The following is a 10,056-nucleotide window of genomic DNA, read 5'->3' on the forward strand; positions in this document are numbered from 1 at the left end:
CTGGCGCGGTCACCGCCTGCGTGCCGGCGCTGAGACGGAGTTTTCTTCTGCCACACCGCAGTAAGGGTCCCGCGGGGACAGTCCGTATGCGGCGCGGAAGGCGCGGCTGAAACTCGACATGTCGGAGAATCCGTGCCGGCGCGCGACACTGGCGATGGTCACCGTCGCGTCGCTCCGGCCCAGCTCGTGGCGCGCGGCTTCCAACCGCCGGGTACGGATGTACTCGGCCAGGCTGATGTTGGCGTCGGCGCACGTTTTGTACAGATGCCGCACCGAGACGAAGTGTGCCGCGGCGATGCGTTCGGCGTTGAGCTCCGGATCACGCAGATGTCGAGACACGTAGTCCAGAATCCGGACGACCAGCGTGTTGGCGAGGGGTTCGGCCGCGCGCTCTGCATAGCCCAACTGGGTCGTGATCACCGCGCGAAGCAGTTCGATGCTCGGGTGCGCGACGAGATCGCCGTTGACCGCGGTGAACAGGCTCGGATCGGCGGCCACACGCCGGAGGTGATCGAAGGTCAACGTGGCCAGCGGATGCTCAGGGATAAGCGGCACGGCGCACGCTTTGCGGATCAGTTCAGTCGGCAAAGCGAGCGCGGAGTGGGGGATCTGGAAGAACTCCCCGCCCATGCCCTCGGCGTTGAGCAGTGTGTAGGGGGCGCTGGAGTCGTACAGCGCCATCGCACCGGGGTGCAGAACCGCCTCCCTGTCCTCCTGCACCACCATCGCGGTACCGGCGAGCTGCAGATTGACGAAGACCGTGGGCTCGGCGCCATCGCGCGCCAGCGCTGGTGTCCGGACCACCCTGTTGGCGGTCGTCTCTCCGACACAGACGGTCAGGTCACCGAGCGGAGTGACCAGCCCATGAGCGGTCGCGCCCGGGCCGTCTTCCACCCAATGCCACTCGACGGACACCATGGCCGCGCCCATGGCCCAATGCATGTAATCGGAGCGTTCCACCGGGTCGACGGCGTCGGTATCGAGGACGATGGCCATGGGGAAGACTTCCTTTCACCTGGCAGGTGAGCGCTCCCGTTGCGTGATCGCAATCCTAAAACCGGACCCGCGAGGCCGCCAAGCGTCGGGCCAGGCGCCGTCGCACGCGTCGCCCGCCGCGGTGTCCCCGGCATTCCGCTAACACGGAATGCCGCTCCTCGGAGCCCGTGGCCCGATGGGGTTCGGCGTGCCGTCGAGGAGAACTGGTCAATCACCGATCGATTCCAGCCAGGAGCGATTAACCAAACGCGAGCGCTTCTACCATCGCCTTCAAGAGTCCGGAAGGCCTCCGTAGCAGCCTTCTACCGTGGAGGGGGACAGCGATGCCCACGTTCAACCACAACATGTTCGACCACGCGGATGTCCGGATCCATTACGTGACCGTGGGCACCCCGCCGAGTCACGGTGGCGACGATCGGGCCTTGGTGCTGCTGCACGGCTGGCCCCAAACCTGGTGGGAATGGCGCCATGTCATGGGGCCCTTGCACGAGGACGGCTGGTTTGTCGTCGCTCCCGACTACCGAGGCGCCGGGGGGTCATCCAAGCCCGCCGGCGGTTACGACAAACAAACCATGGCAGGCGACATCAAGGCCCTGCTCGACCATCTCGGTGTGCAGCAGCCCATCACCTTGGTAGGCCATGACCTCGGGCTGATGGTCGCCTACGCCTACGCCTGCCTGTACTCGACCGACGTCGAACGTCTTGTGCTCATGGAGGCGCCGATCCCGGGGACCAATGCGTATGAGAGCGTGGCCACCACCAACTACAGCTCAAATAGACTCTGGCACTTTCACCTGCACGGCGCGGCCGACAACGTCGCCGAGACTCTGATCGCTGGCAGCGAATTCCCTTATCTACGTTCGTTCTACCAGCGCCTGAGCGCCAATCCCGACGCAATCTCGATATCGGACGCGCAGCGGTACGTGGCTGACTACACGGCCCCCGGAGCCATGCGTGCGGGCCTTGAACTGTTCCGCGCCTTCGAGCAGGACGCGTCCGACAACCGACGCATTCTGGCGGAGCAGGGCAAGCTCACGCTGCCAGTTCTCGGACTCGGCGGGACCGCGAGCTTCTTCGTACCGATCGCCGAGGCCATGCTCTCGGAGGTCGCCGACAACGTCACGGTCCGGCCAATCCAAGATTCGGGACACTGGATCGCCGAGGAACAACCCGAGACGCTCCTGTCGTGCCTGCGCGAATTCATCGAGACAACCGGCGGTACGAAGGGACGCGCGGCATGATCATCTTGAATGTCTTCTTCGACGTGGCGCAAGCGCACGAAGCCGAGTTTCTGAAGCTGTTGAACCACATGGTGGTCGAGTCCAATAAGGAAGACGGCTGCAGCCTGTATCAACTGTGGCGCAACGCCCATGATCCTTACAGCTACGTCCTCGTCGAACATTGGGCCTCGCAAGAGAGCCTTAACGCCCATGGCAAGACGTCACATTGGATCGACTTCAACGACACCGTCAACGGATACTTGAAGTCCGATTACGAGGAACACCACTACACCGAGATCCCGCGCTGAGCCCTGGGCCGCGAGCGCGGGTGGAGACCGCTACAGCGCATACAGCGCCGGCAGATTGACGACGATCGCCTCCTGGCTGCTGCGGGCAATGACCAACTCCGCCGGCGTGTTTGGATCGGGGTTCTCCTCACGGTGGGGCAGATGTGGGGGTACGAAGACGTAATCGCCGGGATCGGTCCGGACCCGAACCTCGCGCTCCCCGTCGAAGAACACAAACTCCGGATGGCCGCTGCGGACGTAGATCATCGTCTCGGAATCACCGTGGTGGTGGTTGGCCGAGGCGCTGCCCGGCGACGCCAAGGTTTCTCCCATCCACAGCTTCTCGCTACCCACCGTGGATCCACTCAACGCGGCGAAGCGCTGCATGCCGTCCGTCTGCGCTGTGGTGCCATCAAGTTCGGTTGACTTGACGTGGCGGACGCGATTGCGCGGTACATGCTGCTGGGCATTGGGGGTGAAGTCGGGATGAAAACCGTCGGGGCCGGTCATGCAGTCGAGCGTAGACCTCCGGAGCGGTTCAACAATCGCTCCGCCCGGGACGAATTCGAGACAATCAGCGATCAAATCAGGTCATTGTCAACGCATTTGCGGTGGAGACCGCGACGGACGGCGCCAAGCGGCGGTCGACCTTCGCTGTCAGCCGTTCACCGCCTGCTCGCGCGCCCACCGGTAATCCGCCTTGCCCGACGGGCTGCGCTCGATTGCCGCCCGGAACACGATCGCCTTGGGCAGCTTGTAGCGGGCCAGCGATTGCCCGGCGTGGGCGACCAACTCCTCGGCGTTCGCATGAGCGCCCTCGGCCAGCGCGACGACGGCGACGACCTCCTGCCCCCACCGCTCGCTGGGCCGTCCGGCGACGACCACGTCGGCCACCGCGGTGTGCGACGCGATCGCGGTCTCGACCTCCTCGACGAAGATCTTCTCGCCGCCGGAGTTGATCGTCACCGAATCGCGGCCCAGCAGCTCGATCTTGCCATCGGCTTGGTGACGGGCCCGGTCGCCGGGAATCGCGTATCGCACTCCGTCGATGACCGGAAATGTCTTGGCGGTCTTGGCGGCATCGCCCTTGTAGCCCAGTGGGACGTAACCGCGTTGCGCCAGCCAGCCCATGCCGTCGTGGCCGGGCGCCAGGATGGTGGCCAAATCCTCGGCCGCCACGAACGTGTCCGGTCCGGCGTTGAAAGTGCCCGTAGACACCGCCCCGGAAGTGGACATGTGGTGCATCTGCGCGCCGGTTTCGGAGGACCCGACACCGTCGACCACGATGGCGTTCGGCAGGACTTCGATCAACCGTTGCTTGACGAACGGGGTGAGCAACGCGCCCCCATTGGCCACCACGGCCAGCGACGACACGTCGGCGATCCCCTTCTCGATGGCGGCGACCAACGGGCGGGCCATCGCGTCACCGACCACCGTCACCACGCTCACGCGCTCGCGCTCGATGGTGCGGACCACGTCGTCGGCGTCGAGACGATCGACGACCGAGGGGAAGACGACAGACTGCCCGGTGGTGATGGCCGTCATCACGCTCCACTGGGCCGCGCCGTGCATCAGCGGGGGCAGGATCATCAACTTGGTGCCGGGGCCCGCCAGCACGCCGGCCGCGATCTCCTCGACGGACCCGAACGGCTCGCCGGTCATCAGGTTGCGGCCGCCGAAAGAGGTCATGAAGATGTCGTGCTGGCGCCACAGCACGCCCTTGGGCATTCCCGTCGTCCCGCCGGTGTACAGGACGTAGAGGTCGTCCGGTGAATGCTGCACCGGTGGCGGTTCGGGTGCGCAGGACGCGAGGGCGCTCTCGTAATCCACTGCGCCGTAAATCAAGTCGTTGCCGGAGTCGTCGGCGATCTGAATCAGAACCCGCAGCTGCGGGAGGTCCGGCAGGATTTCGGCCACCCGTGGCGCGAACGCGGCATGGTAGATCAGCGCGGTCGCCCCCGAATCCGCCAACAGATACTGCAGCTCGCTCTTGACGTATCGGAAGTTGACGTTGAACGGGGCGACTCTGGCCTGGAAGGAGCCCAGCAGCGCCTCGACGAATTCGTTTCCGTTGTAGGCGTAGATGCCGAGGAGGTCCTGGCCGGTCTCGTGGCCCGGCAGGCCGGCGCGTTCGGTGTGGCACCCGAGCCCGCGGGAATGCAGGTAAGCGGCGAGGCGGTGGGACCGCTCGATCACCTGTGAATAGCTGTACCGCCGTTCACCCTGAATCAGCAGCTCCCGGTCGGGAATCGCGGCCGCAACGGCCGCCGCGACGGCGGGGACGGTGAATTGTGTTGCTGTGTCGGACATCAGGCCTCTCATGGCTGGTGGGGGAGGAGGCGGACCATTAGGCCGTTGGCCTCGGTGAGCAGCGTGCCATCAGCGGCCGTCATCGTAGCGGAGATGAAGATCTTCCTGCCCTCGATGTCGGTGATGCTGCCGTGGGCGCTCAGCGGCTCGTCGATCGGCGTGATGTTTCGGTAGTCGACATGCAGGTACGCGGTCCGGGTGGGGGGAGTGCCGGCGGTGGAGACCACCATCCCGAACAGCCAGTCGTAGAACAGCGGGATCATGCCGCCGTGCACGGCGTTGTTTCCGCCGACATGCGCGCGGGTGAAGTGGCCCGCCATCGTGACGCCATCCGGACCGGATTCTGAGATCGTCCAGGGTGGCAGGAGCGGGTGGCCGAGGCCTGGCAGTTCGATGACGCGGCCCGCCGGCGCGATGCCTTCGGGCACCTGGTGGCCGTCCAGCAGGGCACAGGCATCTTCGACGAGCCGGGCCGCGGCGGTCCATGCCGCGGCGTCCGGGTTGCTGGCGAGGGTCAGATCCTGCAGGCGGCGCGTCGCGGCGACGAATCGGCCCAGCCCGGGGGGCGCGTGTTCGGCCGGCTTGATGTCGGGGAATCCGCCGCGAACCCCGGGTGCGGTGTCGGTCATCGCCGCGTCCACACGCTGAGCAACTCGTCGATGGTGGTGATGGTCGCGAGCAGCGACAGTGTGTTGGCGATGATGGCCTCTCCGTATTCGGTGGGTATGCCGGCGACGGCGTCCCGGGGAACGATGACGCGATAGGCGGCATTGACCGCGTCCATCACGACGTTGGGGATGGCGATGTTCAGCGACACCCCGACGACGACGATGGTCGACACCCCGAGATTCCGCATTATCGCGTCCAGGTCGGTGCCGCCCATCGGCCCGACGCCGTGCCAGCGTCTGAGCACCAGATCGCTTGGCTCCGGCCCTAATTCGGGTAACACGGCCGCCCCCGGGGTGCCCGGGGCGATGTCGACCTGGCCGTGCCCCATGGCGAAAATCTTGGCGTTGTGGTTGGAGCCCAGCCCGTCGGGGCGTCGTTGCACCAGGCAGTGCACGACGCGTACCCCGGCCGCCCGGGCCGCCGGCAGCAGCCGGACGATATTGGGCAGCGCGACCCGGCGTGCCTCCTGCGCCAGCATCGCCAAATCGGCGTCGGGGCCGATGACCGCCCCCTGGCACTCCTGTGTGACGATCGCGGTGCGCTCGGGCGCCGCGATGTCGGCGAGTTTCGGTGTCATGCCGGCACTTCGTAGAACTGTTTGGCCCATTTCCGCAGTGCCATATACCCTTTCGCGTCGGCCTTGGACAACGCCGGGTTCTCCACGTACTTCTGGTAGCGCCAGATCTGCAGATCGTCGAACACGGTGGACAGGAACTGCTTTTCGATGATGTCGCGCAGCTTGCCCTGCGGTACGTCGGCGGTGTCGCCGGGGACCCGTGGCCACCAGATCGAGTAGAACAGGTCCGAACACTCGTCGTCGACCGGCGTGCAGGTGAAGATCAGCCGATGGTTCTGCGCCCCCTCGAAGACGCTGATCGCCCCGCCCAGGCCGAACAGGTGGCTGTGGAACCGCAGCGCCAGGTCGTCGGGGTCGTCGCTGCGCGCGTCGGGCCACCCGGCCACGAACTGCCACTCGTGATCCACGATCTTCCAGTCCAGCACCCTCGGGGTCACCGTGGCGTGGTGCACGTATTCGAAATGGGCGCTGTCGGGGGCGTTCTCCGCGACGATCTGCGGATGCACCGGTTCGCGCTCGGTGCGCCGGGAGAACTCCGGATACGCGCGGTAGTAGGCCGCCGTGTCGGTCTCGAACTGCGGAAATTTTCCGAAGATGTCCGGCATCTCCCACTGCGGCTCCTTGCCGTCGGGCTGGTGCCAGATGAACACGCAGTCGTGTTGCTCGCACACCGGGTACACCCGCAGCCGCAGCGCGCGGTTGGGGCGGTCAGGTTGGTAGGGGATGTACCGGTTGGTGCCGTCCGGACCCCAGCGCCAGCCGTGGAAGGGACACTCGACGCAGTCGCCGAGCACCTTGCCGCCGTGGCCGATGTGGGCGCCGAGGTGTTTGCAGTGCCCTTCGAGGACATGCAGCTCGCCGGATTCGTCGCGGTAGGCGACCAGGTCCTCTCCGAAGTACTTCAGCGGCCGCACCTCGCCGACGGGGAACTCGGGGGACCACCCGACCATGAACCACCCGGTGACCTTCCAGGTGAAGGGGACTTTCACGCTGCAGCCTCCGATTGCCTGATACTAAGTCCGTTACAGTATAGATTTCAGCAGTCCGGTCCGTGCACGGCAAGGAGTGAAGTGACTGAAGCGGCTGACATCCGGGTCGACGTCGTCGTCATCGGCGCCGGCGTCTCCGACCGCACGCCATGTCGAAGGTGACGCGCGGACTGGGGCTCGCCAAGGAGGCGACCCGCGAGCTCGGCATGCTGCTACCCCGGACGGTGGCCGGCCTGAACGAATCGACCGGCTGGGCTCCGGTGTCGCCGCGAGGCGTGCGGCAGTTCGGCGAGGTCATGTTGGACGAGCTTGTGCTGAGCGGCTTTTCACTACTCGGCGGCGGCCCGGCGGCGATGCGGCCGCTGTCCGGCTGCACGGCGGCGGCCGAGGAGTTGTCGGCCCTGGGCATCGACCGTGCGCACGGGGAACCGGTGCCGCTGCGCGCAACCTCCGTGCGGCGGCGACGCGTCGGTAATTTGGCCTACGAGCGGCTGGCGTTCGAGCACGATCCGGCGTTGCCGCCAACGTTGCAGGCCGAAGGCCTGGGCGGGCCGGCCAGGGCGGTGGTGCACCTGTGCCGGCACGCTGATGGCCCAAGACCGTGGCTCATCTGGGTGCACGGCGCCGGTCAGGGTGGCACGGAAGACCTGCTGTTGACCCGCATCGGCCGGATACATCGCCAATTGGGTTTCAACGTCGCATTGCCGGTGCAGCCCGGTCACGGCTGCCGGCGCCGGGAATGGCCCGCGTACCCCGACATGGACCCCCTGGGCAACGTCGCCGGCATGATGCGCTCGGTGTCGGAGATCCGAGCGCTGGTGCGCTGGGCACAACCGCAGGCGAGCGCCGTTGTGGTGGCCGGTGTTTCGATGGGCACTCCGGTCGCGGCGCTGGTGTCGCACCTGGAGAGGCAGGTCGACGCGGTGGCGCTGTATACGCCGATCCTGGGGCTGAACGCGATGATCGCGCGGCACTTGGGGCGCTGGGGGTCGTCGCGGGACGAATTCCGCGACCTGCTGGCCTCTCCGGAGGTGGCGAAGCTGACCTCGGTGATCGACCCGTTGCGGGTGGATCCGGCACCGCCGCCGCATCGCCGGCTCATCGTCGGCGCGTGGCACGACCGGATGGCGATGCGCGATCCCACGGTCGAATTGCAGGAGCGCTGGGGTGGCCGGCTGTACTGGTATGACGGCAGCCACGTCGGGCACATCTTCTCCCGGCGGGTGCAGAAGGTGACCGAGGGGTTCCTGCGCGAGGTGGCCGGCTGATGGGGGCTCCGCGCTCGGCACGTGAGGTGGTCGAGCTCTACAACCTGGTCGTCTGGAACGAGCAGAACCTGACCCTGGCCGAAGAACTGTTCGCCGACAAGGTGATTCGGCACGGGGTGGGTGAGGCGCACACACTCACCCGCGAACAGGCGGTCAGCCGGGTGAGGGACGTCTGGGCGATGTTCGACACGTTGCGCTTCGATCTGAACGTCGTCGCCGCCGGCGACGACGGCCAGCACGTGGCCATCGTCTACGACTCGTCGATGACTACCAAGGACGGCACCATAACCAACGTCGCCAGCATCGAGGTGTTCCGCGTCGTCGACGGAAAGATCACCGAGGTCTGGAATTGCGGCTACCAGCAAGGAGTTTGGAGTTGAATGAGCGCACTCTCGATGAGTTGGGCTACTACCTGCTGGCGGGTGCCGGCGGAGAGGGGCCGGCGACGCTGATCGACGAGGCCCGCCGCGGCGAGGAGCTCGGCTTCGGCACCGCGTTCATCTCCGAACGCTGGAACGTCAAAGAGGCGTCATCCCTGACGGGGGCCGCGTGCGCCGTGACGACCCGGATGCAGATCGCCACCGCGGCAACCAATCACAACACCCGCCACCCGCTGATCACCGGGTCGTGGGCCACCACCATGCACCGGCTCTCCGGCGGGCGCTTCACGCTGGGGATCGGCCGGGGCATCGCGGCGATCTATGGGGCCTTCGGCATACCGGCGGTCACGACCGCGCAGATGGAGGACTGGGCCCAGGTCATGCGCCGCCTGTGGCATGGCGAACTGATCTTCAACCACGACGGACCGATGGGCAAGTACCCGATCCTGTTCCTCGACCCTGACTTCAACGAGGACATCCGGTTGGCGCTGGTGGCTTTCGGGCCCAACACCCTCGACCTCGGGGGCCGGGTGTTCGACGACGTCATCCTGCACACCTACTTCACGCCCGAGACGCTGCAACGCTGCGTCGAGACCGTCAAGTCCGCGGCGGAGAAGGCCGGCCGCGATCCGGACAGCGTGCGGGTGTGGTCGTGCTTCGCCACGGTGGGTGATCACCTGCCCGAGGAGCTGCGGCTCAAGAAGACTGTCGCGCGTCTGGCCACCTATCTGCAGGGCTACGGCGACCTGATGGTGCGGACGAACGAGTGGGATCCGGCTGTGCTGCAACGCTTCCGGGAAGACCCCGTGGTGACGTCGATCGCGGGCGGGATCGACCACAAGGCCACGGCCGAGCAGATCGAGCACATCGCGACGCTGATCCCGGACGAATGGCTGGAGCCGTCGGCCACCGGTTCGGCCCGGCAATGCGCGGACCGTGTTCGCAAGGAATTCGACTACGGGGCCGACGCGGTGATCATGCACGGCGCCACGCCGGAGGAGCTCGAGCCGGTCGTCAGCGCGTACCGGGCGGTGGATTAGCTCCGCGAGGGTGCGCAGTTGTACGCCGATTGCGGCGTGTCGCCGTACCAACACGCACGCTCGCGACAGAACCTCAGGGCAGGATGACGGTCCGGCTGACCGGCTCCGCCGCGGCCTGTCGGCTGGACAGCCCGCGAAGCAGTGCACCGAGTAGGGCATCACGGGTCTCGCGGGGATCGATGAGTTCGTCGAATCCCAGATGTTCGGCCGAGCGATACGACGCCTGCAACTCGGCGTCACGCAGCTTCGCGGTGATGTCCTCGCCGGCATGGGTCGCCCGGCCCAGCGCGGCCGCGCTCATCGCGCCCATGGTCGCCCCG

General features: G+C 66.6%; 11 protein-coding genes and 1 pseudogene. 5 read left to right on the forward strand and 7 right to left on the reverse strand.

From position 1 onward, the window contains the following. Window positions 1–9: 9 nt before the first annotated feature. A complete protein-coding gene (locus tag A9X03_RS26020; RefSeq protein ID WP_067760441.1) occupies window positions 10–996 on the reverse strand; it encodes a helix-turn-helix domain-containing protein in 987 nt (328 codons plus the stop codon). Between the two features lie 323 nt (window positions 997–1,319). Here A9X03_RS26020 and A9X03_RS26025 point away from each other — a divergent pair, with 323 nt between their 5' ends. Both A9X03_RS26025 and A9X03_RS26030 read left to right on the forward strand, forming a co-directional pair. Continuing rightward, a complete protein-coding gene (locus tag A9X03_RS26025) occupies window positions 1,320–2,237 on the forward strand; it encodes an alpha/beta fold hydrolase (protein WP_068263699.1) in 918 nt (305 codons plus the stop codon). Beyond that, window positions 2,234–2,524 carry a putative quinol monooxygenase gene (locus A9X03_RS26030; protein WP_067760444.1) on the forward strand — a complete coding sequence of 97 codons (291 nt, stop codon included), beginning with the start codon at window positions 2,234–2,236 and terminating at the stop codon, window positions 2,522–2,524. The genes A9X03_RS26025 and A9X03_RS26030 overlap by 4 nt, the downstream gene beginning before the upstream one ends. A gap of 30 nt (window positions 2,525–2,554) precedes the next feature. Here the strand turns inward: A9X03_RS26030 and A9X03_RS26035 are convergent, their stop codons facing one another. The 5 genes from A9X03_RS26035 to A9X03_RS26055 form a co-directional block, all read right to left on the reverse strand. Further along, complete coding sequence (locus A9X03_RS26035; RefSeq protein ID WP_067760446.1) at window positions 2,555–3,013, reverse strand: cupin domain-containing protein; 459 nt, start codon at window positions 3,011–3,013, stop codon at window positions 2,555–2,557. Window positions 3,014–3,160: 147 nt separating this feature from the next. Then, the gene (locus A9X03_RS26040) at window positions 3,161–4,813 is read right to left on the reverse strand and encodes an acyl-CoA synthetase (RefSeq protein WP_068263702.1); all 1,653 of its coding nucleotides are present in this window, start codon (window positions 4,811–4,813) and stop codon (window positions 3,161–3,163) included. A gap of 8 nt (window positions 4,814–4,821) precedes the next feature. Beyond that, the gene (locus A9X03_RS26045) at window positions 4,822–5,442 is read right to left on the reverse strand and encodes a PaaI family thioesterase (protein ID WP_068263714.1); all 621 of its coding nucleotides are present in this window, start codon (window positions 5,440–5,442) and stop codon (window positions 4,822–4,824) included. Continuing rightward, window positions 5,439–6,059 (reverse strand): cysteine hydrolase, encoded by a 621-nt coding sequence (locus tag A9X03_RS26050; protein ID WP_068263705.1) that lies wholly within the window; start codon window positions 6,057–6,059, stop codon window positions 5,439–5,441. Before A9X03_RS26050 ends, A9X03_RS26045 begins: the two co-directional genes overlap by 4 nt. Further along, a complete protein-coding gene (locus A9X03_RS26055) occupies window positions 6,056–7,048 on the reverse strand; it encodes a Rieske 2Fe-2S domain-containing protein (protein ID WP_068263708.1) in 993 nt (330 codons plus the stop codon). The genes A9X03_RS26050 and A9X03_RS26055 overlap by 4 nt, the downstream gene beginning before the upstream one ends. A 149-nt stretch (window positions 7,049–7,197) precedes the next feature. Between A9X03_RS26055 and A9X03_RS26060 the strand changes: the two genes are divergently transcribed. The 3 genes from A9X03_RS26060 to A9X03_RS26070 are packed head-to-tail and all read left to right on the forward strand — an operon-like array spanning window position 7,198 to window position 9,736. Further along, a complete protein-coding gene (locus A9X03_RS26060) occupies window positions 7,198–8,316 on the forward strand; it encodes a PHB depolymerase family esterase (RefSeq protein WP_067760454.1) in 1,119 nt (372 codons plus the stop codon). Then, window positions 8,316–8,696 carry a nuclear transport factor 2 family protein gene (locus tag A9X03_RS26065; protein WP_067760456.1) on the forward strand — a complete coding sequence of 127 codons (381 nt, stop codon included), beginning with the start codon at window positions 8,316–8,318 and terminating at the stop codon, window positions 8,694–8,696. Before A9X03_RS26060 ends, A9X03_RS26065 begins: the two co-directional genes overlap by 1 nt. Then, a complete protein-coding gene (locus A9X03_RS26070; protein WP_197696149.1) occupies window positions 8,693–9,736 on the forward strand; it encodes a TIGR03857 family LLM class F420-dependent oxidoreductase in 1,044 nt (347 codons plus the stop codon). The genes A9X03_RS26065 and A9X03_RS26070 overlap by 4 nt, the downstream gene beginning before the upstream one ends. 73 nt (window positions 9,737–9,809) lie before the next feature. Here A9X03_RS26070 and A9X03_RS26075 read toward each other — a convergent pair. Further along, window positions 9,810–10,056: pseudogene (locus tag A9X03_RS26075) on the reverse strand (acetyl-CoA carboxylase carboxyltransferase subunit); the annotation flags it as partial.

Origin of the sequence: Mycobacterium sp. E1715, from assembly GCF_001667625.1 — a bacterium.
GTDB lineage: Bacteria > Actinomycetota > Actinomycetes > Mycobacteriales > Mycobacteriaceae > Mycobacterium.

What these genes read in the sequence shown, in the direction of transcription:
- A9X03_RS26020 (WP_067760441.1), bottom strand. Translation starts at nt 996, where the DNA reads ATGGCCATCGTCCTCGATACCGACGCCGTCGACCCGGTGGAACGCTCC.
- A9X03_RS26025 (WP_068263699.1), top strand. Translation starts at nt 1,320, where the DNA reads ATGCCCACGTTCAACCACAACATGTTCGACCACGCGGATGTCCGGATC.
- A9X03_RS26030 (WP_067760444.1), top strand. Translation starts at nt 2,234, where the DNA reads ATGATCATCTTGAATGTCTTCTTCGACGTGGCGCAAGCGCACGAAGCC.
- A9X03_RS26035 (WP_067760446.1), bottom strand. Translation starts at nt 3,013, where the DNA reads ATGACCGGCCCCGACGGTTTTCATCCCGACTTCACCCCCAATGCCCAG.
- A9X03_RS26040 (WP_068263702.1), bottom strand. Translation starts at nt 4,813, where the DNA reads ATGTCCGACACAGCAACACAATTCACCGTCCCCGCCGTCGCGGCGGCC.
- A9X03_RS26045 (WP_068263714.1), bottom strand. Translation starts at nt 5,442, where the DNA reads ATGACCGACACCGCACCCGGGGTTCGCGGCGGATTCCCCGACATCAAG.
- A9X03_RS26050 (WP_068263705.1), bottom strand. Translation starts at nt 6,059, where the DNA reads ATGACACCGAAACTCGCCGACATCGCGGCGCCCGAGCGCACCGCGATC.
- A9X03_RS26060 (WP_067760454.1), top strand. Translation starts at nt 7,198, where the DNA reads ATGTCGAAGGTGACGCGCGGACTGGGGCTCGCCAAGGAGGCGACCCGC.
- A9X03_RS26065 (WP_067760456.1), top strand. Translation starts at nt 8,316, where the DNA reads ATGGGGGCTCCGCGCTCGGCACGTGAGGTGGTCGAGCTCTACAACCTG.